This is a genomic window from Mesorhizobium sp. WSM4849, assembly GCF_055811385.1.
Genome location: NZ_JBVVPW010000007.1, coordinates 246,631 through 269,431, shown reverse-complemented (window position 1 = coordinate 269,431; position 22,801 = coordinate 246,631). Strand labels below are relative to the sequence as shown.

The following is a 22,801-nucleotide window of genomic DNA, read 5'->3' as shown; positions in this document are numbered from 1 at the left end:
CCTCGCGCCGAACTGCCAGCTGCCGGGAATGTTCCTTGCGACCTGGAAAAATCACGAACCTCTATTCGGATCAAAGCCGCGACCTGTGTTTTGCGTTGCCTGGGCCGATCGACCTCAGCGCCGCAAGCCGGCCATTTCGGTTCTCAAATAGTCGAAGCACAAGGTTTCGGCGGTTCGCTTGCCCTCGTCATAGCAGGCACGAGGACCGGTGCAGTTCACGTGACCGACATAGTCTTCCCTTTGCGGGTGCTGTTCGGGATCGCCATACACTTCGCTTGTCGATGCCTCCAGGAAGCGCGCATTGTTTCGGGCGGCGAGCTCAAGCAGAACCGAGGAAACCCGCGCCGCCGGCGACAAGCGCCGTCTTGGTCCGTTGCGTCCTTGTTGATTGCCGCATCTCTATTTTCTCCTGTCTGCCAGTCATGCTGCACTTTCGATGTCCAGATCGAGAGCTGGACGTGCCGATCTTGGCCGCGCCAGCAGCGAAACGAATTCGCGGGCTCTCGCGGCGCTCGTATGTGCCGCCAGGATCGTTGCACGCGCTCGCTTGGACATAGCCAGCCTGACGCGGTCGGATTGGCTGGACAGGATATCGATCACGTCTTCGGCTTGGCCGGCCGTGTTGATCGTGGCTGTCGGAAAGAAGCTGTCCAGACCGGTCCAGCGATCGCTGATGATCGCGGTGCCACAGGCAGCCGCCTCGAAGAGGCGTACACTGGGAGACCATCCAGCCGCTATCATGGAGCTGCGTGTGACGTTCAACGTGTAGCGCTGGCGGCTGTAGAAGGCGGCGTGGTCCGCCGGCGGCAAGTGCTCGATGCGATCGACATTGCCTGGCCAGACGGTCTCAGACGGGAATTGCGAGCCGGCCACGACGAAGCGACGGTCCGGCATGCGTCTTGCCGGTTCGAGCAGGAGAGCTTCCAGCGTCGCCTGCCAATCCGAGCTGTAGGTGCCGAGGTAGCCAAGGTCCCAGCAGATCGGATCGGCCGTCCGGCGATGCCGCTCGGAGTCGACGGAGCAGTAGAGCGGCTCGGCGCGCCGTGCACCAAAATCCCCCGCCAAACGGGCGAGCGTCGGCCCACCGGTGAATGAGAAATAGACGTCGAAATACGGAATCTGCCGTTGGCATATGTAGTCGCAATCATTCGCGGCGAGCTTTGCCAGCGTGACCGGCGTGTCGATGTCGTAGAAGCAGAACTGGCCAGTGCACAGGGACGCGACAATGTCGATGACGGCGCGCCCTTCCGGAACGAAAGACCCAACCACCACGACATCGGCCTGCTGCAGGCAGCCGGCATACGTCCGACGAAGATCGTTCGTCGTTTCGTAGTAGCGCAACGTGCAGAAATCCGGGTCGGGCAGATCGCGATGGCTTGCATACCACGGCACGTCGCGCTCGAGGAAGGTGACGCGATGGCCGAGTTCGTGCAGGCCCTTCAGCAGCCCGCGAAAGGTGGTGGCGTGGCCGTTTCCCCACGAAGAGGACAAAGACAGGCCAAGAAAGACGATATCCAGCCGCTTGGTCATTCCGCTGCCTCCACGGTGGGGCGCTCGAAATGACGCCTGAAGACAGCGTCGGCCACGGCTGCCCGCAATGCATAAGTGTGCTCCGCGAGAACACGCCGAAGCGCAGATGCGCCTTTGATCAGTTCGGCTCCTGCCGGCAGGCTGATCGCCTGGCTGCCGTGCACCTGTTCCAGCAGCGCATCAAGAATGCAGACAGCATAACCATGTTCAACGAGTTCCTGGACGACGTGGCGGCCGATGAAACCGCACCCTCCTGTAACCAGCATGCGTTTCACGACAACTCCTTACGCAGATGGCCCTGGCGCCCCGAACTGTTTGGCAAAAGGTTTGTTCCCTCTGCTTCAACAAAGATGGTTTTGGGGAGGCTGCAACCTGAGGTGAACGCGCATAGCGAACGAGCCTTGGGCCATGCGCTGGAACATTGCAGCTTCTTTGGGGTTAGGGCGCTCATCCGGCCCGCGGGCGGAAGGAGTGGCTGGCAGCTGTCATCGAAGCGGTATCGCGTAGCAAGCCAGACCTGATCATGAGGCTCACACGCCTGCAAAGCCTGGATCAAAAGGAGGTTTCAATGTCTGAATCGAAGACAACCACCAATCATGACGAGATCCGCCAATGGGCCGAAGATCGTGGTGGCCGACCTGCGGTTGTACGAACCAGGGGCGAGGGCGGCATCTTGCGGATCGATTTTGGCGAGCCCGAGGAGAAGCTCGAACCCATTGAATGGGATGAGTTCTTCCGGATTTTCGACGAGAACGATCTGACTTTCCTTTACCAGGACGAAATCGGCGGCGGGAAAAACAGCCGATTCAACAAATTCATCGACCGCAAACAGAGCGGCTGAGGAGGGTGCTATGTCAGCGGTGTCGGCTAGCTCTTAAGGCGCGCCTCGCATTCTGACAGAGAACTTCACTCTAGCTCGCTGTTCTTGCTAGCTTTTTTGGAGGCATGCAATTGGAGATAAACCGGTTTTTCCAAACATTCCAGACTTGATGGAACAAATCGCCGGCTAGACGCTTCGGCGGTCGCCGATCGGTCGGAGCGTCAGTGCAACAGGCTGGTTCCACTCGATCTGGCAACCTTTCGCATGATGCCGTTCAGCCAATCTTCGGTCGACACGCCGGCCCGCCTCCTGTCGATCTCGCCGATGGCTCGCTCCAGCGTTCGCTCGACCAGCCGGTCGGAAGCACCCACGTCGCCCAAAAGCAGACGCGCCGCGAGCCTGAGCTTGGGCAGAAGTGAGAAGACATTGTCGGACAAGTTCACCGGAGGGCTACCCGCCAAGGCCGGTCTTTCCGGAGGGAACAAGGCATCGAAGACGGCATAGCTATCCGACGATTTTCGAAGATTGCTGGCGTGGCGCAGACGTTCGGGAATGACGATGTCCTCGGCACCGCTGAAAAAGACGAAGGGCACGCCGCGGCGCATCAGTTCGTCTGCGATCGGAAACACCCGCCGGCCGTTGAGATTGACGTCGAGGATCGCGGCCTCAGCCGCCTCGGTATGCATAGACGCGTGTTCGACTGTCGCCGCAGGGCCGAGGACCACGGCGCCCATATTGCCGAAATATCTTGCAAGATCGCCGGCCAATACCCAATCGTCTTCGACGATCAGGATGTGCACCCCTCGGAGATCGCGCACCTCACCGTCCTTCCTTCGAGCGAGATTTCCAATTATCCCCACGGGCTTGTTCACAATGTTGCTGCAAGGCTGTCTGCAATCGTTTCGCCAAAACGAGCATGCGGGGCGGAATGGATTCATTTCCCGGTAAACCCAGCAAATCCGAAGACTGCAACAACGCTTGTTGTGTCGGCTTTAGGTCAGGTGCGCGTTTTGACATTGGAGTTTCCACAAAGGTCCCAACTTTAACGCCGTCTGCACTGACTTGTTCCGGCCCTCTTGCGCGTTGTATGATGGCGTCGCGTTCAGCCCGGTCGTGGGTTTTGGGTCGATTGGCGGCCTTGTCGTCTAGGCTGTTCAACCGAAGGGCTTGCGGTGACATCCCAGATGAAGAGATTTCCCATTGTGGGCGTCGGCGCGTCCGCAGGCGGCATTCCGGCTATGGAAGGTCTGTTCAAAGGCATCACCGGCCGGCCCGGCATGGCGTTCGTCATCGTCACCCATCTCAGTCCCGGGCGCGAAAGTCTGCTTCACGAGGTCGTCGGACGTTACACGCAAATGCCGGTTGTCGTCGTCGAGGACGGCACCACTGTCCTGTCCGACCACGTCTATGTGATGCCGCAAAACGTCGTTCTCACGATTGAGAAGGGAGTGCTGCATCTGAGGCAATCCAACGTGCTCAGCCGTGAGCGCAAGCCGATCGATATCTTCTTTAGCGCGCTGGCCGAGGATCAAGGCGAATATGCGGTAGGGGTTATTTTGTCGGGCGGCGATTCCGACGGCACGCTTGGCGCGAAGGCGATCAAGGAGCGTGGCGGGCTGACGGTCGCACAGGCCCCCGACGGCTACGGTCCCCGCAATCCGGACATGCCGAAAAGTGCGATCTCCAGCGGGCTGATCGATATTGCGGCTCCGGCGGAGGACATCGGTGCGAAGCTCGAGGGGTTCGCCCGCAGCTTCAGTATGCTGAACGGGGCTGCCGGAGACGGCGAGACGGCAGAGATGGGTCGGCTCCGCGACGAGATCTATGGAATTCTAAAGGGCCAATCCGGCCACGATTTCTCCGGCTACAAGACCAAGACATTCTTGCGTCGCGTAAAGCGGCGCATGCAGATCGCACAGCTCCAGTCGATTGCAGCCTATGTCGAATGGCTGAAGAAAGACCCTCGCGAGGTGATGGACCTCTTCCGCGATCTGCTGATCAACGTCACCGATTTCTTCCGTGATCCCGATGCGTTCAAACTGCTCGAGGAGAAGATCGTACCGCAGCTGTTCGAGGGCAAGACCGCCAGCGACGCCGTCAGGATCTGGGTGCCTGCCTGCGCCACCGGCGAGGAGGTGTTCTCCATCGGCATGCTGTTGCGCGAACACATGGAGACGCTTTCGGTCATACCACGCGTCCAGATATTTGCGACTGACATCGATGAGCCGGCGCTAGCGGTGGCGCGCGCGGCGCGTTACCCGGCGGCATTGCTGCAGGGGGTTTCGCCCGAACGCAAGCAGCGTTTTTTCAGCAACGACGGCGAGAGCTACGTGCTCACCAACGAGGTACGGGAGCTGTGCGTCTTTTCTCCTCACAGCGTCGACCGCGACCCGCCCTTTTCGCGCATGGACATGATTTCATGCCGCAACCTGCTGATCTATTTCGGCTCGAACATTCAGAACCGGGTCATTCCGATCTTCCATTATGCGCTGAAGCCGGGCGGTTATCTTTTCCTCGGCACGTCCGAAAGCATCGGCCAGCACGACAACCTCTTCGCCACCGTCGACAAGAAACAGCGCGTTTTTCAGGCGCGGGAACATGCCTCGCCACATATAAGGCTGCCTATGCCGATCGGCGACGGCGGTTCGGGTGGCTCCCTGCCCGAAGGCTCCGGTTCGAAGGGAGCCGCCAGCTACCCGCTTCGGCAGGCGGTCGAGGCACAGGTGCTGGAGCGCTTCGCGCCGCCGCATGTCGTTGTCAACGGCGATGGCGACGTCGTTTACTATTCGGCCCGGACCGGCAGATATCTGGAAGCGCCGCAAGGCATTCCGAGCCGGCAGGTGCTGACCTTGGCCCGCCGCGGGCTGAGGCTCGACCTGCGTGCAGCGTTGCGGGAAGCTGCCGCGACGCGCCGCAGCGTCGTGCGGGAAAATGTCGTTGTCGACGAGGACGACGAACAGGTCCAGCTGATCAAACTCACTGTCGAACCCTTGGCGGAACGCGGCAAGGGCGAACGGCTCTATCTTGTCCTGTTCGAACCATCGGGGCCGGTGCAGGCACGGTCGGATGGGCGTCGCGAAAACCGTGATGGCGAAGGCGCTGCCGACCTCGAACGAGAGCTGCGCGACACCCGCGAGAGGCTGCAATCGACGATTGAGGAGTACGAAACCGCGCTGGAAGAAGTGAAATCGTCAAACGAGGAACTCGTCTCCGTCAATGAGGAGGCGCAGTCGACCAACGAGGAGCTTGAGGCCTCGAAGGAGGAGATGCAGTCGCTCAACGAGGAGCTCAACACCATCAACTCGGAACTAACCAGCAAGATAGAAGAGCTCGATCACGCCAACAGTGATTTGCGCAATCTGTTCGAGAGCACCCAGATCGCTACCATTTTCCTCGACCGCAATCTGGTGGTGCGGACCTTTACCCCGGCGGCCTCGTCTTTCTTCAGCCTGCGTCCGTCTGACGTCGGCCGGCCACTGACCGAGCTTTCGAGCCAACTCGACTATCCCGAGCTGAAACAGCACATCGATGCGGTGTTCGAAACCGGAGAGACCCTGAACCATCATCTGGCGCGCGACGACCAGGGCCGGTTTTATATGGTTCGCATCAATCCGTATCGCGACAAGGACAACAGGATCCAGGGCGTCGTGGTCACACTGGTCGACGTCACCACCTTGGCCGAGGCGGAAGAGCAAAACCAGGTGCTCATTTCGGAACTGAACCACCGCGTCAAGAACATGCTGGCGGTCGTCGCCAGCATCGCCAACCGCACCCGTGAAAGATCGGAATCGAAGGAAGAGTTCGCCGAAGCGCTGATCGGCCGCCTACACGCCATGTCGCGGGCTTACGGTCTGCTGTCGAAGGAACGCTGGAAAGAAGCTTCGATCAACGAACTGCTGCATCAGGAACTCGAACCGTTCAGCATTGACCGGTTCGAACTTGACGGCGCTGAAGTGAAGCTTAACCCGCAACAGGGCCTTTCCCTTAGCATGGCCATTCATGAACTGGCGACCAACGCCGCCAAATATGGCGCGCTGTCGAAGCCGCAAGGCAGGGTGGCGCTGAAGTGGTCGGCAGATGGCGACGTTTTCAGGCTTGCCTGGCGCGAGAAAGGTGGGCCGCCAGTCAGAAAGCCCGAAATCAACGGCTTCGGGCTTTCCCTGTTGCAGGGCGAGATCGGCTACCGGCTTGGTGGAAACGTCGAGACCGCCTTCAATCGTGAAGGTCTTGAGGTCCAGGTCACATTTCCGATGATGCGCAAGGAGACGCCGTGAGCGACCCGCTGCGCGTTCTGGTGGTTGAGGATGAATGGCTCATCGCCGAGGACATCGCTGCTTGTCTGCGCGCTTCGGGACATCAGGTGATCGGCCCCGCCCCTTCGGTGGCGGCGGCCCTTGGCCTTATCGGCGAAAATCATGTCGACGTGGCGCTGCTGGATGTTCAACTGCATGGCGAAACGAGCCTGGCGATCGCAGAGGAATTACATACCCGCCACATTCCTTTTGCGTACCTGACCGGATTTGGGCCGCGCGATGTTCCACCCGCCTTCGCCAATTTCAAATTTGTTCGCAAGCCCGCAGATCAGGCTGCAATTGAGAATGCCTTGGACGAACTGGTCGGGGCGTCCTAGCTCGTTTCATCAGCCTCGTCATGGCGCGGCGCCTCGGCTTGTTCCGTCATTCGCCCAAAAGGCGTGCGGTCCAGGACGATGTGCTACCTCAATCTCGGTGGGACCGTTTCATCGGAAACGAACGCTGGCACTCATTGATCGCCGGCCGACACCTCGCCTGCGGCGGGTATCAAGAAGAATCCCAAAGAGAATACCGAGATGCCGGATCAGCAATAGCAGCGATCCTTCGGGCAGAAATACAAACCGGGGAGCGCATCGGCGACGAGTTGGATAGCCTCATCCAACGCCGGGAACCAATCGCTGCTTCGGTTTTGCTGGTGATGTCGGACTACGTTGGCTGCTGATCCCTGCCTGCCAACGCAGCGGCCTCTTCGTCCGTCACTGAAATCTCCCCTGCGGGTATAAGCCATTTCTGACATTTGCGTATGGAAACCACGCCATGCTCAGGCTCCAGGGAGGATAACCGGCCGATCCAATTGCTCCTCACCGATGCATCTTGATTGGCTCTCGCTGCGAGCCACTCCGCCCGCTCCCGCGGCAAGCCGATAAGGCAAGTGCCAGCGAAGTCCGCAGGCACATCCACGGTGGTATCGAACACGGCCCATGTGTTGGTCGGTTCCTGAACGGGCCAAAACCTCATAACAGCACCTGCTAATATATAGAACGAACTTACGGACGGAGCATTGTTCCGGCATCAACCAAACGAAGGAGATTTTTTCGTTTTGCCACGCTGCGGCGCGCTGAGCATCGCGAATTGATCCATACCTTCTGCATCGCGGCTGCGACGTCGCCGAAATAGGGTGGCAGATCTCGACGAGCGAACGCATCCAGGAGCCCGCCAGGCGGCGGCGCTTTTGCGTGTCAGCTATCCGCCTTCAGTGCTCCCATCTCGCGGACAGTGTGGCCTCAGCGTGTCCCTCGAGGAACTGTCAACCGGCCTTGGGAGCGCTGCTCGGAACAAGGAATCCACCCTTTAGCAACTCCAGGGCGTCGAGTGCCTCGTCATCCAGCAAATTTGTCAGAGCCACCCCGTCTGCGAAGACAACCCTATTGTCGTCTATGTCGTAGACCTCCCAAAACCCTTCCTTGATTCTTCGAATGGCGTGCCGATGCTCCATAAGCAGATGCTAATTGAGTCGCGGAAATGGTGGGTAGAGAAAATCAGGGGTAGACCGATATTAGTAGTGGAAAACCTCAGGCGCCCTGACGCGTGATGCAGGTGCGCAAGTCAAGGGTATGCCGGCCGCGCGTGGCCCGAGGGGACCGTATCGATCGCGGGTCCAAATAGCCAGGTTGAGAACCCTTCGACATCATTGCGGACACTCGGCCTCTGATGTAATTTAGGGTTTGATCAAGTGAGGAATATACCGCTGTCGCGACAGCTTTTCTCTCTTTTCTGTCTCGGCAGATAGCATGCTCTCTAACGGACCTTGATACCGCAGCTGTGTTCTTGTGGTCGCTAGGTAACAGCGGTTAAGGGATTTGCCATGCTCCGACATTGCGGATTCGTTGCAGCTTTGATGCTCGCAAGCTTCACGGCTTTCGATGCTTCTGCAGTCGAACGAAGGGTCGCCTTTGTAATCGGCAACTCCGATTACCGGGAAATCTCGGCCCTGAAAAACCCGGCCAAAGATGTGGTGGACGTGTCCGACACGTTTCGAGCCGCTGGTTTCGATGTTTTTGTCGCCAGCAATCTTACAAAGCTGCAGTTTGAGGACCAGTTCCGCAACTATCTTGCCGCCGTGGACGGCGCGGATGTGGCTGTCGTCTACTATTCCGGTCACGGTTTTCAGATCGGCGGCGAAAATTTCCTGATCCCTGTCGATGCTTCGTTGAAAGATGCGGCGGACGTCGAGGTCCAGGCTATCAAGCTGAACGATGTGCTGCAGCAGATGCGTTCGAAATCGAAGATCCAGGTGATCATCCTCGACGCCTGCCGCAACAATCCATTCCCTCGCAAGGACTATTGGCTCAGGGACCAGCTTCTTACCGCCAGCGGCACCGGGCTTGCGCAAGTAAGAAGCTCGCTGAACACGCTGATTGCTTTCGCCACCGAACCCGGCGCGGTTGCCTATGACGGCGCCGGCGACCTCAGTCCTTTTTCATTGGCGTTTTCTCGTCGCGCGCTCGCCCCGAACCAGGAGATCCGCACGGTTATGTCGGCCGTCCGCCGGGATGTGGTTGAGGCTACCAAGGGCTTGCAGGTTCCCTGGGAGAACTCTTCGCTGATCGACGAAGTCGTTCTGATGCGTCGCAGCAGCCGCCCCTCTCTACCGCCCGTGTTGGAGAAAGTCGTGTTGTCGGGGGTCGGGCCTGTCGACCTCAACCTCCCGGAACCGGTCGAGGTCGACGGCGGGACAATCACCGTCAGCATCGAAAGACCGCCCGCCTTGGGACGCCTGATGCTGGACGGCAAGGTCGTCGAGGCGGGAGAACTGATCCAAGGCAAGGATTTGCCGCGTTTGCAGATGGATGTCCCCAAGGGAATTGGCGAGCCAGAAGAGATGGATATGCTGGCCTACGCCGCACGCGACAATTGGGGCGGCGAAGCCAAGGGCATGCTGGTGTTCCGGGTCAAGAGCGGCGAAGGAACCCAGGGCGAACAGGTGATGGCCTCGCTCGAAGCCGAGCAGAAGCAGCAGGTGCTGCAGCGCGGCATTCATGTCACCGGTGCCGCCGAGGCGATCGAGAACCGGGAGATCGACGTTCCGGTCGGCATCGGCGCGGTCGCCCTGAACCTGGATCTCCCGACAAACGATGCGGCGGTCAGCCTGAAAGTTGCGAACTATCCAGCAACGGGAACGCTCTCGCTGCCGGATCGGCCCCTGACGCCCGAATCGAGCTTGACGGTCGGTGAAGTCGAGGTGCTGCGCTATGAACCCCAGATCGGAGCCAGCACCCCGGTTGAGGTCGCCTTCGAAATTCGGGCGGACAGCGGCGTATCCAAACCCGCCAAAATGAAACTGTCGCCAAGCGTCGATCCGTGCGACTTGGCTGCCGGCGAACCTCTCGACCTTCAAGGTGTCGTCCCCGGCCTGCTGCCGAATGAAATCGGCGCCGACGCGGTGAAGCTCTGCGAGGCTGCGGTGAAGGCGTATCCCGATGTCGCCCGCTTCCGCTATGAACTGGGTCGCGCACTGCTTGCAGCCGGCAAGGTGGACCAGGCAAGGAAAGCCATCCAGCAGGCCGCCGACAGGGGGCACGTGCGCGCTGTGTTCGAACTCGGCTACCTCTACGCGACCGGAACGGGCCTGGCTGTCGACCGCAAGCAGGCCAACACCTTCTACGCGGCTGCAGCCGACAAGGGTGATCCCTACGGGATGACGTCGTGGGGCCGTGCCTTGTTCAATGGCTACGGTGTCGAGCGCGACACCGGCAAAGGACTGGACCTGCTGCTCAAGGCGGCGGCGATGGGGCACACCTATGCCATGAACGATCTCGGCGCGATCTTCACCGAAGGCCGCAACGGCGTGCCCGCCGATCAGGCCCGTGCCGTTGCCTTCCTGAAGGCTGGCGTCCAGCGCCAGGACATGTATTCGATGAATCTGCTTGGCCGGAACTATCTGTCCGGCGCGGGCGTCGAAAAAAATCCGGAAACGGCGCTGGCCCTGTTTCAGAAAGCCACCGAACTTGGCCAGCCCTACGCTCCGGGCAGCCTTGCGCGCATGTATCGCGACGGCGTGGGGGTGGAGCGAAACCCGGCAGAAGCGCAAAAACTGTTCGAGATGGCTGCCATGCGGGGCGACCCGTCCGGTGCCTTCGATCGCGCCGTTCTCGAAATGGAAAAGGGCGAGAACGCCGATCAGGCCATGGCCGTCCGCTTTCTGGCATTCGCGGTCGCGCTGGACACCCGCGACCAGCTGCCGGAGGCCCGGACGAACCTCGCGAATTTCGGCACGAAGGTGAAAACGAGAGCGTTGAAGCTGTTGCGCCAGGAACTCAGGTCGAAGGTCCCCGTGTCCGGTTCGCTGGACAATCAACTGGTCGGCGCGGCCAGGCGGGTCTGGGAAGAAGCCAACCCGCGTCGGGACGTGTTTTAGTGAACCAGGAGGTGATGGTGAGCAGGAATTGGAAGCAGGCAATCATCGGAATAACTCTGTCCGTCGCCTTGCCGGGGCTCGTTGGCTGCACATCCTGGCCACCCGAAGTTCAACCGACGGCGCTGGTGGCGACGCCCGCGCCGAAGGTCGTTCGCAGAGCCCCTGCGCCGCGCAAGGTCGTCAAGCCCGCTCCCCAACCGGTGGCCGCCAAGAAAGTGGTGATTAAGCCGGTTGCGGACGAGCCCCCACCACCTGTCATCGCTCCCCTGGGTGGCAACGGCGGTGGCGGGGGAGGCGGCTGGGGCGGTTGACCGAACATTGAGCGGCAGCCGGAAAGTAGGGCAAGCAATCAGAATCCAGACCGCAGTCTAGTATGCATCCGCTGACTGGCGCAGCGCCTCTATCTCTGCCATCTCGATGCCCATTTCGACAAACGCGGAAAGAACCGAAAAGCGGTCCTCCAACGCAACACGTGCCAGTCCGGCCAGAACCCCCGCACTCACAGCGCGGGCGGCTGGCTGCAAGGCCGATACCGCTGACGTCTCCATAGCTGCACCATCGCCTTGCCATCCTGCAGCCAGGGCAATCCAGGCGGCAGGCGTTGTTGGCGGCATTGCTGCCGTAGCCTCGCGCACTTCTGGGCGATGGTGAGGGCTATCCGGTTCGCTGACCCAGTCACGAACAAGCGCGAGCAATTCCTGATCCCTGCGATCGAGCACAACGGTGAGGTGGCTCAGGCACTCATGCGCCCACCACACCGCAGCCCGCTCGGGAAGCAGATAGGCACAGAACGTAATCGCCTCCTCGGGCACCCGCCCGGCAAGCAGGGCACGGCAAAATTCGATTGAAGGCTGTTCGGTCGGAAGTGTTACCATGTGCCTGGCAACAGCGGGGCAGGCCATGAAAAGATCCCGCGCCGTTTTGAATCGAAGCTCATTGGCCATGGCCCGCCACGCTTTCCTCAGGTAACAATCGACACTGAAGCCCTGGACAGGGCGCCGGTCAAGTCTCCAGTCCCTGGCGAGATGCAACTGCCCTCCACCAACCGTAGGCTTGGCGTTTATTGACAGACAATCGCTTCGGGATTTGGTATAATCCGCAGCCGACAAGATCGGATGCTCAGACGGGAGTAACCGTTATGCAGTTTGGCAGTTTAGCATTCGTGTTTACGATCGCATTTTTTTCGACCCACGCTTTTGCTGATCCGCTTCAGAAATCAGAAGACATCGTGAAGTTTTTTGACGCGGCGAGCGAGTTCGGCCCGTCGCGTGGAATTTGCGTCGGCACCGAGGAAGAGTGCAACAGCAAGAACAAGCAAGCGCCTGCCGAAAAAACCAGCCTCGACATGCTGATCAATTTCGGCCTGGATTCTGCGGAACTCGATGCGACTGCCCGCGCTGAACTGGACGAGTTCGCTAAGGCACTGAAGGACAGCCGACTGAGCACTCTGAACTTCGTTGTTGAGGGTCACACCGATGCAAGCGGCTCGGCTGATTACAACGAGGGACTGTCGGAACGAAGAGCCAGGTCGGTAACAACTTTCCTGACCTCTAACGGCATCGATCCTGCCCGCATCAAAGCGACAGGCCTGGGCGAAGCGAATCCGCGCAGCCCCAATCCGTTCGATCCGGTAAACCGCCGGGTGGAAATGCGGATAGGGACTGAGTAGCTGGAGCGGGTATGCTAGACTAAGATTAGAGCCACGCGTTCTTTTCGACGCGCGAACTGGAGGTCAGCGCAGCAAAACCGATTCCGATTTCCCGGCCATGTGCTTTTCCCGTCATGCGCTGGCTCAAAGCGCATTCTGAACGGAACTCACCATAGCCGTGATCGCCTGCTTGTATTTTTCGAACTCAGGCGATGTCTGCCGGACTTCCGTCGTTGTCGTTGTCCGCTGGCTCGCTTCAACCATCGCCGGACTCAGCTTCCGCCCCATTTTCCTTTCGGCCCAGCTCACGACATAGCCGGCGGACTTGCCGGTGAGAAACGGGTTGGCTTGAATGACGGCCGACCCGAGCACGGCGGTCAATTGCGCCGAACCCGGCGACGACAACACTTGATGGGCGCCTTCCATCCCCAGGAAATGACAGAGATAAAGCCGGCCGGCTGTGATCTGATGGCCGCGCGCCCGAAGATAAGCTTCGCCTTCGCGCGCCAGATTGCTGACCATCTCGCGCGAGATGGTTGCGTCATAACGCAGAGCGAGCAGGTCGGCGGTTGACAGTGTCCGCGCAAGTTCGGGGCGGTAGGTGTTCATCATCCTGATCCAGGTCTTCGTTATGAACTGACCGGCGCCGGTCGCCGAAGAAAGTGGGTTCTTGGCGCGGGCGCTGCCGCCACTTTCGACTTGAACGATACGGTTGGTCAGCGTTTCGACAGCGGAAGCGTCCGTTGCGATTGCCGTGACCGTACCCAGGGGATCGATCGCCTCGCCATTGCGATAGAGTTCGAAATGCAGGTGCGGCCCAGTCGAGAGGCCGGTGGTGCCGATGTAACCAATGATATCGCCTGCCTTCACCTTCGCGCCGACACCGCCCTTGACCGCGAATTTCTGCATATGCGCATAGCGCGTCTCGCGCCCGTTTCCGTGCGAAATCTTCACCAGGTTGCCGTAACCCCCTCCATCGCCTTGAAAAACGACCTCGCCGTCGAAGGCGGCTGCAATCGGCGTACCCAGAGGCGCCGCCCAATCCACGCCCTTGTGAATGCGAACAGTCCCGAGGATTGGGTGCTTGCGAGGGCCGAAGGTGGACGTCATGACCCCGTTGACCGGGGTGACCATGCCGTTGGTGACTGGCAGCGAGCGAACCTGATCGTCGCCGCTAACGCATGCAAACTGGCCGTCGGTCTGCTGGAAGACGAAACAGTCGAGGCTTTTTTCGCTACCCTGGATGCCAACATACAGCACCCGTCCGGCCGTCTCTTCCTTGCCGCGTGGCCTTTGCGAATAGATCAGCACCAGACGCTGGTCTTCGCTGGCGAAGGCATCCAGATCCTGTCCTCGCGAAAGATACATGATCGCTTCTCCGATCACGCCGGTCGGAACTTTGTTGCGCGCTGCTGTCGAGTAGATTGCGTCGAGCAGCCGGTATTGCCTTTTGTGCGTGCCTTGCGCCTGTGCACCCGAATAGTTGAAAAGGTCTTCGCGGACCCAGGGGTCCACACCAGACACAAACACACCAGCGGCATTGCGCGTCAGCGTGCCGACAAATACGTTCTTGGCATAGATCGATACCTGCATGAGGGACATGGTTGTCGTCTCGCGCGTCTGCCTGAAACCGCGCATGGCGACGACATAACCCGGCTCAAGGCTTTCCCGATTGAAAAGCGCCTTCAGGGCTTCGCCTGCCAGCTTGGCATCCTCGGCGGAGAAACGCGCATCCAGCACAACGCTGTCCAAGCTGCGGTCGTTGAGAATCTTTACGAACGTGTCCTCGGTAGCCTCGTATCGTTGATGTTCGCTGGTAACATTTGCAACGCTGGTGTTGTTTTCGATCTGGGTTTTCCGGAATGCGGGAAGGGCTGCCTCGCCTGCATCGATTGTTTCGCCCCAACCTGCTTCGGCATCATCGGTGTCCACCAGCGGGTCCGAAGCAACCGGAGCCTCGTTTAGAACGGGCGGTGGCTGAACATCGTTTTGCAGATCGTTGGATGGCGCCGGCGCGGCCTGTCGCTGTGCCTGGAAGAATGCGAAATCTTCCTGCGTGGACGGTATCGTTGTCATGAACTTTTCGCTGGCGCTAAGCATCACGTCAGACAGAATTTCGATCTGGGGAGAAACTCCAGCCTGATCGAGTTCTGCCGGGCGCGGGATGACTTGGCTTTTTGTTGCGGCGCCGGTGTCGGGCGCAAGGGTGATCCACATCGGGTCGCCTGCGAGATCGATGATGGCAGGCACATAGACCGATGCATCGGCTGGCACATCGTCGGTTCCCTCGACCGCGTGCAACTCCTCATCTTCATCGCCAAACGACCAATAGTCCGCGGTGAGATAGAAGCCGGCAGCGATCGACAACAGGACAACCGCAGCAAGACCGGCAAGGAGTCTGCGCCAAAGCCGGCGTCTGCGCAGGGCGGCGCGCGCCTGCTTTTTCAACCTGAAGCTTGTGTCGATACTGTGCGTCACGGATTGCTTCCGGTCAGGAAAAAGGTCCACCGCGCCTGTTCAAGCGTATCGACTTCGAGAAATCGTGCGGCGATATGGCCGCGCTGCCAGCATTCATCGATGCCGCGTATCGAAAAACGCCGCCGGTCGATGCACATTTCGGTCGACCCGGTCAGGGTTGCATGGCCAAAAACGTCCGTCGCATAGATGTAGATGTAGCGGTTGGTGAGTTCCTCGCGGATGACGTTCACGCACTGATTTGCGCCGATGGTCCACCAGCCATCGGTCTGGTCCGCATTGTCGACCTTTTGGCCGACAGCGAGATTAACGACGTCGAGCGTCTGATTGCAGACGGTGAATTCGGCACGCGCTTCGTTGGACGACAGGAGAGCCAGCAATGTCGCGCCCGAGATGACCGTAAGTCTGATACGGCCTCTCAGGGTAAGCAGGCCGCGAAGCCGGTCACGCAGATTTCTCGGCGGGACAGCGGTCGGGCAGGAAAAACGCGAGCGGCGGCGGTCCATCGGCGTTCATGCTATCCGCCGAGCCGGAAGTACTTTGCAGTCGCGGAGAACTCAGATCGGGTGGTCTCGATCTCTTCGAGAATTCTGGGCAACAGCAGCGCGGCCGGTGTCGGCGCGGAGAACGCCGCAGCCTGAATATCCTGTGGACCCGTGATCACCATTATGATCTGCGGCACGACCTTGCCGGCCGCCTTGTCGGCTGCGCCGAGATCGATCGGAAAGTTGAACGTGGCCTTGCCGGCTTGCGCCAAGATACGACCGTCGAGGTTGAATGCCATGCCCCTGTGGTCGATCAGCAGCACGCTGGAAATCAGGCCGCCACGCGTCACCAGCGTGCCGCCGATCGGCGAACCGCTCGGCACCGTCGTTCGATCGAGAACAAGCTGCGGCTTGTCAGTCGCCGTCTGGTCCACAAAGCGCAGAAAGTTGGTGACTTCGCATTGAGCCGGTTCAATCAGGCGGACGCTGATGTCCGGTTCGACATGGAATCTTGCCTGGAAATCGGACAACATTCGTTCGAAAGGCTGGACCTCTGTGCCCAATCCTTCGATAGCGACGGCGGTCTCGGTTGCCGACGTCAACGACGCATAGAAACAGTCGCCGCCGTTGAACTCGCGCACCCAGGAGACCCGTTGCGCAGCCTTGTCGAGGGCAATTGCCGGCGGCAGCTCTAGTTCCGGTTTCGGCACGTTCAAGGTGATGGCGGGTCCGTCCGGCTGTTTGCCTGCCGCCGGGTCGTCCTGTTGCCCCTTTGCGCTCGCGTCGCCCGCCTGGCCCGCAGCTGGGTCGGGCACCTGGGTGGTGGCCTGCTGGCTGGCCGGCTGCTCGGGCTTACCGCCCTCCACAACGTCGGGCTGGACCGCTGGGGGCGGTGAGACTTTGTCGGCCGGCGCCACCGGCGCGACCTGGACGCGCGGCGGAACAGCTTGCTGGCTGTCGCTGGTCACGCTATCCGGCTGAATTGCCGGCGGTGGTTGTGCCTCGGCTGCCGCCGGCTCCGAGGTTTCTTCGGATGCCGCTGGCTCCGGGGTTTCTTCGGATGCCGCTGGCTCCGGGGTTTCTTCGGATGCCGCCGGCTCCGACGCTTCCTCGGTTGGTGAGAGGACTTCGGCGGGCCGTGCCGGCTCCAACTTTTGCGCCTCGGCATCTGCCTGATTTTCAGCTGGCGACAGCGCCTCGGCTGGCGCCGGCTCCGAAGTTTCCTGGGATGCCGCCGGCTCCGAGGTTTCCTCGGATGCCGCCGGCTCCGAGGTTTCCTCGCTTGGTGAGAGGACTTCGGCGGGCCGTGTCGGCTCCAGCTTTTGATCCGCTGCGGCAGCTGCCTGCTTTTCAGCTGAAGGCGCAGCGGCCTCTGTTTGTGACCGCTCAGGCGGAACTGCCTTTGCCGGCTCATCGCTCGGCGAATTTGCAACACTGTCCGTCGGGGCCGGCTTTGATGCTTCCGGTGCCGAGAGCTTTGTCTCACTGCCGGTCGGCGTGGAAGGCGTCATCAAGCCGCTTAGATAAATGCCTGCACCTGACGCGACAGCTAAGGCCGCCAAGGCAGCGATCACGATCGATCGGCTCTTGGCGGACTTTGCAGGAACCTTTGGCAAAACCGCCCGAGGACCGGCAACTGGCGAAGGCCTTGGTTCGGACAGAAGCGCCGGCCGGACATGCGGAACGAAGCGCTGTTCACCGGGAGCCGCCGGACGTTGACTTGGGAGCTTGGGGCCAGGCGCGGCGGTCCCCCCCGCTCGCGGCAAACCCGTCCGGTCGCGCGGCGTGATCGACGTTGGCGGCGTTGTCTCCTCATCCGTATCGTCACGTGTCACCCTGGCGATGTCCGCCATGCTGATCGGCCGGTCTTGTGGATCCGGCTGCAGCATGGCTTCCACAATTCCACGAAAATCGCCGTCGATGTCGGACAGGTCCGGAACGGTTCGGCGCTTTTCCACGATCTCGAACTGGGAGCCGCCCATGTCGATCGGCTTCCCGCGCAGAGCAGCGGCCAGCACCAACCCCAGGCTGTAGATGTCGGATTGCTCGCTGACCTCGCCGCTGTACAGCCCGAGCTGTTCGGGAGAAACGTAGTTGTACTTCCCCGCGAACTTTCCGCCGATCAGCGTCTCTCCGCCGACGGTCGCCGACCGCGCGATGCCAAAATCGATGATCTTTGCGCGTTCGACCCGGCCTCCTGGCAGGATGATGTTATCCGGGGAGAGGTCGCGGTGTATTGCTCCCGCCTGGTGCACGGCGCTCAGGCCGGAAGCCAGGCGATGGCAGAGCTTGCGCACGTCTTCCGTCGGCATCGGCCCACGTCGCATGATATCGAACAGCGACTGGCCGTCGACGAATTCCATGGCAAGATAGGGGCGACCGATGCCGGGGTCGATCGTGAAGACGTGATAACGCACGACGGCGTCGTGCGACAGGTGATTGAGGATCGACGCTTCCTTGCGGAACAGCGACAGGATCGTCTGATCGCGGGCGAACTCGGGCAAGACGATCTTGATCGCGACATGGTCGCCGGTCTGAATGTTGTGGCCCCGGTAGACTTCGCCCATGCCACCGAATGCGATCCGCTCGTCCAGTTCATAGATGCCGCTGAGTTGCGTGCCTACGGCTGTGTTGGCGACGTTAGGCGATATTCGCGTCTTGTCGTCGGCGCTCATCAGCCTCAACCTTCCGCCCGGGAAGGATCAGGACGGGCCCCATTGCGCCCATCTCCGATCTTCACGAGCACGATCGTGACATTGTCCGTTCCCCCGCGCGCCAGTACCGTCTGCAGCAGGTTTTCGCATGCCGCCTGAGGCGTCGCCGACACCGCCGCCGCCTCGATCTCGGCGTCTGTGACATGCGCTGTCAGCCCGTCGGTACTCAACACAAATATGTCGCCCGGCATGATCTCGCCTTGCTGGAAGTCAATGACGATCTCGTCGCTGACGCCGACCGCATGCGTGATAACATTACGGCGCGGCCAGGTGAGCGCTTCGGCTGCGCTGATCATGCCCTGGTCGAGAAGTTCCTGAACTTCGGTATGGTCCTTCGAAATCTGGGAGATCGAGTTGTTGCGGATCAGATAGACGCGACTGTCGCCCGCCCACAGGCAGGCAAACCGCCCATCCATCGCCAGCAGGGCGGCGACAGTGGAGCCAATGGTTACTCCGCGGGATTGCGATATCCTGCGGATTTCAGCGTTGGCCCGGCTCAGCCGGTCCTCGAAGCGCGCGCGCAGATCCGGTGCAGAGCTTGCGATGCCGATCGTTGCCAGATGATCGACAATACTGGCCGAAGCGACTTCCCCGGCATCATGGCCACCCATTCCATCGGCCACAACCCACAGGCCGGTTTCCGGCTCGACCAGATAGCTGTCTTCGTTGAGCTCGCGGACACAGCCCCTGTGGCTGACGCCGAAGCTTTCAAAGGGGAGGGCGACATTGTTCACTTTGCCACCAAGCGCTTCTCAAGCGTCCTCTGCGGCGCACCGTCAGGCGCTCGCTCGCGCCAGTTTGCCACAGGCTCGAACGTTAGAGTATCGAAATAAACGTCCGCCCATCTGTTGCCGATGACGGCCGCACCGTATTTGGAAAACTCAAAGGTCATCTCAAAACGCCTTTGGACAGCTGAACCCGGAAAGCGCAGGAAGGAAGAGAGGGTTTTGGTCCGAACTGGCCTGGACCGCATAGGCGACATCGCGTCCGCCGATCACGAAGCGGGCTTGCGTGTTGCCGCCGGTGCTGGTGATATCAGCCTTGTCCAGCAGGCGCTTCAGAGCCCATGGACCGTTGAACTTGATCGCGGACTCACGGCCCGGCATTTCCGGAATGAGGCTCAGGCTCGCCGACGCGGAAGCCATGCCGCTCGGCCAGGTCACCGTGCTTGGCGCGTTGCCGGTCTGGTTGCTTTGGACGATCTGGCCATCGACGTCGAGTACCGCCGTATCGGCATCGCCATGCAGTGAAAACGGCGTAAAAGTGACACTGACCGACGGCACCGAACCACCTGAAGGAAAGAAGGCGTTGCGGATTTCCGCCGCCAGCTGGAAGTTTTTCAAGGTCGACTTCGACAGGTCGCGCCCGAAACGCGCATCCTGCTTCCAGTTCCAGTCCTGGCCGGTCATGTCGATCAGCGATGCGAGATTCTGTGCGAAGAACCGGTCCATCAGTCCGCCTGGAGCGAACAGTTTCGCGAAATCCGCCATCGCAATATCCTCCGAGCCATCGCTGGCGAAAGGAAAACGGCCCTCGACCATCTCTTCGCAGGCGCGCGTGACCTTCTCGTCGAGCATCTGGTTCAAGTTCGTCAGCGAGGTTTCTGCGACGTTGCCGTCAAGCTCGTCGGCGGTCGCAGTGACCATTCGGGCGAGTTGCTTGGGCAGCCGCGAGACATTGGCGCGAAGGGTGGATATCTGCAGCTGCAGATTCATGTTGGCGCGTTCCGTTTGCGAAGGGACATCGGCCGCCAATTGCAGGCTTTGATGGATGTCGCGGAAATTCTGGGTCAGTGCATCGATCGGGCGGCGTCCGGCGGGACCGTTCACCAAAGCCTGAAATGATCTGAATTGCGCTTCGATGTTCGCCCCGGGGTTCTGGTTTTGCCCGCCGGCGGACCCTGTGCCGGCCCGGCTTTGCGATTTGCCGCTGGCGATTTGAATGCCGATGCGGGCCAATCCGCTGGCAATATCTGCAGCGTTTTGCGGCTGGTTTTGAAGTATGCCGGCGTCGGCCTCGGAGCCGGAGTTTTCGCTGGAACCGGCGTCTCGCGTCAGTGCTGTTTCGTCGGCTATCGCGGCAAAAAGCTGGTCGATTGGCGAGCTTGGTGACGCGGCGGCGGAGAGCGCGATATAGTTCGGCTTGTCCTTCAGCATTGGCTTGAACTTCAGTCTGTCGAGAACGCCGTTCCACGCCGCGGCGAACTCCCTGCCATAGCGCTCGACAAGTTCGGGACCGAGTTTTGGCAACTCCTGGTCGATGCCGCCTTGCTCGGCGCCGCCGCCGAGAACCCACTGGTCGTCGACAAGCATCTTCGCGATGCGCGAGAGTTGTCCGAGATAGAAGTTGTTGAAGCCGCTATAGGTGTAGATACCGGGAACGCGAAGGCCGGACAGATCGCCGCCATCGACACGCTCGAACAACAGCTGCGCTTCCGGGCCGCCTTTGACGGAGACGGAAAAATCGTCCAGTGCTGCGGCGTATACCGCCGACTTCACCAAGGCAGAGGCACGATCGGCAAGGCTCATGCGTCCGAGCGAGCGTTGAGCGGCTTCGACCAGTGGCTGGTTGAGTTCGAAGACCGGATCATAGGCGTCGTCCAGCGCAAGCATGGCCCGCAGGTGCTTTTCGAGTTGCGCCCGTCCCTCGCGGTTGTTTTCACCCGGATACCGGTTCTGCTCCCAATCCTGCCTCATCCAGGACACGATCAGCTCGTCGTCGACCTTCGGCGCCTTGCCACCAAGCATCAGGTAGATCTTCAGCGGTTCGTAAAGCGCGGCGGGATCAGCCATCTTGGCCTGGATCGTCCGTTCGGCCTGAAGCAGCAGGCGCGAACGGAACAAGCGCTCCAGCGCTTGCCGGTAAGCTGTTTTTGATGCCGAAAGAAGTCTTTCCCGCTGACTGAGCCCGAACGTCGCCTCGATCGGGGTCGGCAAGTCACTGGTGTCGAACCCGGCCGGCAGCTCGCGCAACTGGTCGAGCGGGCCAATGACGTTTTCGAGGTCGACATCGGCGACCGTCGGGGTTTTGAGGAGCGGGTCCGCCGTCTCGCGATAGCGGCTTACAGCTTGCGTCATAGAAGCGATCAGCGACCTGTTGGCCGTAAAGCTCAGGGCCAAGGTGCCCAGAGCCACGGCAGCGATCAATGTGATCAAGCCAAGGCCGCCATATCTGGCGATCGCTGCACGTCTTTCAGCCGATTTGTCGTATGAAACCCAGCCGGATTCCGCGAAAATGACGCCGGTCAGAAGATCGTGCAGGAAGAAGCTTTTGCCAGTGCCGGAAAGATGGGCGCGAGAAGCGCTGCCGAAACTGCGACCGATTGCGCCCAGCACCTGGTCGATCGGCGTGCCCTCCTGCGTGCCCGATGAAAAATAGAGTCCACGCAGGCTGACGTTCACCTGGCTGCGGGCCGGATCGAATACGCTTGCGATGAAACTGGCAATACGGCCCTTCAGCGCGCCAAACTGGGCTGGAAAGCCAAAGATGGATATACGAGCGACCGGGTCGGTCTCTTCCTGCAGGCGGTCGGCCATCTCCTCCGCCAGGCGTTTTTCCAATGCGTCGAATTCGGCCGGTGCCTCACCGACCATGTTCTTGTTGCGATCGGCAGTCTGGAATGTCGCGCCCCATACTTTCCGGCGGCGCTGCTCGTCGAAACCGCCAAAATAATCCATGAAACCGGCGACAAGGTCGGCCTTGGTGAAGAGCAGGTACACCGGGAACTGGATTTTCAGCGTTTCGTGGATTTCGCGCAGACGGCTGCGTATTTCAACGACATGGACGTCAAGCTGCTGATCATCGAGGCTGATGAGATCGGCAAGGCTGATGGCCAGGATAACCCCGTTTATCGGTTGCCTGGTGCGGTATCTCTTAAGCAGCGACAAGAAGGCGAGCCAGCTCTTCTTGTCGCTCTGCGCGTTGGAATCCTGCGTCGTGTAGCGTCCGGCGGTGTCGATCAGCACCGCCTGGTCGGTGAACCACCAGTCGCAGGTTCGTGTGCCGCCAATGCCGGCGACCGGCTGGGCGTCGCCCGAACCGGCAAGCGGAAAATTCAGACCGGAATTGACCAACGCCGTTGTCTTGCCGGCACCAGGCGGGCCGATTACGACGTACCAGGGAACTTCGTAGAGGAAATTGCGCTTGCCGCTCGACCGCTTGAGCGCAGCGATGGCTTCGTTCATGCGAGCCTCGACCACCTGCGAGTCGTCATCCCTGTCGTCATTGCGGGCGACTATCGTCTCGAGCGCCTTTTGCGCCTTTCGCTTTTGCCAGAAACGCACTCCATAAAAGAGCGTCGCGATCGCAACGATCACGCCGATGATCGTCACGCGCAGCCAGACGGGTGCCAGCGGACGAGTGTCGGCAAAGCGGATCAATGGTCCGGCAAACCAGACGGCTGCCGCGAAACCGGCCAGCGCGATCGCGCTGAATATCCGCAGCAGCCAACGCGTCATAG

Annotated in this window: 15 protein-coding genes and 1 pseudogene; 6 read left to right on the top strand and 10 right to left on the bottom strand. The window is 60.5% G+C overall.

The window, feature by feature from the left end:
• Positions 1–141: 141 nt before the first annotated feature.
• From AC0L3L_RS10295 to AC0L3L_RS10285, 3 genes and pseudogenes are all read right to left on the bottom strand, one after another.
• Positions 142–357, bottom strand: a pseudogene (locus tag AC0L3L_RS10295) (GDP-mannose 4,6-dehydratase); the annotation flags it as partial.
• 63 nt (positions 358–420) lie between these two features.
• The gene (locus tag AC0L3L_RS10290; protein WP_473637469.1) at positions 421–1,530 is read right to left on the bottom strand and encodes a CgeB family protein; all 1,110 of its coding nucleotides are present in this window, start codon (positions 1,528–1,530) and stop codon (positions 421–423) included.
• Positions 1,527–1,796 (bottom strand): NAD-dependent epimerase/dehydratase family protein, encoded by a 270-nt coding sequence (locus AC0L3L_RS10285; RefSeq protein ID WP_473637480.1) that lies wholly within the window; start codon positions 1,794–1,796, stop codon positions 1,527–1,529. Before AC0L3L_RS10285 ends, AC0L3L_RS10290 begins: the two co-directional genes overlap by 4 nt.
• Positions 1,797–2,098: 302 nt before the next feature.
• On the opposite strand from AC0L3L_RS10285, the gene AC0L3L_RS10280 reads away from it, so the two are divergent.
• Positions 2,099–2,371, top strand: coding sequence for a hypothetical protein (locus AC0L3L_RS10280; protein WP_473637468.1), 273 nt, complete (start codon positions 2,099–2,101; stop codon positions 2,369–2,371).
• Between the two features lie 200 nt (positions 2,372–2,571).
• On the opposite strand, the gene AC0L3L_RS10275 is transcribed toward AC0L3L_RS10280, so the two are convergent.
• Positions 2,572–3,168, bottom strand: a complete 597-nt coding sequence (locus AC0L3L_RS10275) for a response regulator (protein WP_473637467.1) — start codon at positions 3,166–3,168, stop codon at positions 2,572–2,574.
• Positions 3,169–3,534: 366 nt separating this feature from the next.
• Between AC0L3L_RS10275 and AC0L3L_RS10270 the strand changes: the two genes are divergently transcribed.
• From AC0L3L_RS10270 to AC0L3L_RS10255, 4 genes are all read left to right on the top strand, one after another.
• A complete protein-coding gene (locus tag AC0L3L_RS10270; RefSeq protein ID WP_473637466.1) occupies positions 3,535–6,624 on the top strand; it encodes a CheR family methyltransferase in 3,090 nt (1,029 codons plus the stop codon).
• A complete protein-coding gene (locus AC0L3L_RS10265) occupies positions 6,621–6,980 on the top strand; it encodes a response regulator (protein WP_473485031.1) in 360 nt (119 codons plus the stop codon). The genes AC0L3L_RS10270 and AC0L3L_RS10265 overlap by 4 nt, the downstream gene beginning before the upstream one ends.
• 1,487 nt (positions 6,981–8,467) lie before the next feature.
• Complete coding sequence (locus AC0L3L_RS10260) at positions 8,468–11,020, top strand: caspase family protein (protein WP_473637465.1); 2,553 nt, start codon at positions 8,468–8,470, stop codon at positions 11,018–11,020.
• 14 nt (positions 11,021–11,034) lie between these two features.
• A complete protein-coding gene (locus tag AC0L3L_RS10255; protein WP_473637464.1) occupies positions 11,035–11,331 on the top strand; it encodes a hypothetical protein in 297 nt (98 codons plus the stop codon).
• A 57-nt stretch (positions 11,332–11,388) separates the two neighbouring features.
• Here the strand turns inward: AC0L3L_RS10255 and AC0L3L_RS10250 are convergent, their stop codons facing one another.
• Complete coding sequence (locus AC0L3L_RS10250) at positions 11,389–11,964, bottom strand: DUF6931 family protein (RefSeq protein ID WP_473637463.1); 576 nt, start codon at positions 11,962–11,964, stop codon at positions 11,389–11,391.
• Positions 11,965–12,158: 194 nt separating this feature from the next.
• Here AC0L3L_RS10250 and AC0L3L_RS10245 point away from each other — a divergent pair, with 194 nt between their 5' ends.
• Positions 12,159–12,689 carry an OmpA family protein gene (locus tag AC0L3L_RS10245; RefSeq protein WP_473637462.1) on the top strand — a complete coding sequence of 177 codons (531 nt, stop codon included), beginning with the start codon at positions 12,159–12,161 and terminating at the stop codon, positions 12,687–12,689.
• Positions 12,690–12,812: 123 nt separating this feature from the next.
• Here AC0L3L_RS10245 and AC0L3L_RS10240 read toward each other — a convergent pair whose 3' ends face one another.
• The 5 genes from AC0L3L_RS10240 to tssM all read right to left on the bottom strand — a co-directional run bounded on the left by AC0L3L_RS10240 (position 12,813) and on the right by tssM (position 22,799).
• Positions 12,813–15,146, bottom strand: a complete 2,334-nt coding sequence (locus tag AC0L3L_RS10240; RefSeq protein ID WP_473637461.1) for a M23 family metallopeptidase — start codon at positions 15,144–15,146, stop codon at positions 12,813–12,815.
• Positions 15,143–15,649 (bottom strand): DUF1036 domain-containing protein, encoded by a 507-nt coding sequence (locus AC0L3L_RS10235; protein ID WP_473637460.1) that lies wholly within the window; start codon positions 15,647–15,649, stop codon positions 15,143–15,145. The genes AC0L3L_RS10240 and AC0L3L_RS10235 overlap by 4 nt, the downstream gene beginning before the upstream one ends.
• An 11-nt stretch (positions 15,650–15,660) precedes the next feature.
• Positions 15,661–18,303, bottom strand: coding sequence for a serine/threonine-protein kinase (locus tag AC0L3L_RS10230; protein ID WP_473637459.1), 2,643 nt, complete (start codon positions 18,301–18,303; stop codon positions 15,661–15,663).
• A 5-nt stretch (positions 18,304–18,308) separates the two neighbouring features.
• Positions 18,309–19,076 (bottom strand): PP2C family protein-serine/threonine phosphatase, encoded by a 768-nt coding sequence (locus tag AC0L3L_RS10225; RefSeq protein ID WP_473637458.1) that lies wholly within the window; start codon positions 19,074–19,076, stop codon positions 18,309–18,311.
• Positions 19,077–19,235: 159 nt separating this feature from the next.
• The gene (tssM, locus tag AC0L3L_RS10220) at positions 19,236–22,799 is read right to left on the bottom strand and encodes a type VI secretion system membrane subunit TssM (RefSeq protein ID WP_473637457.1); all 3,564 of its coding nucleotides are present in this window, start codon (positions 22,797–22,799) and stop codon (positions 19,236–19,238) included.
• Between the last annotated feature and the right edge of the window lie 2 nt (positions 22,800–22,801).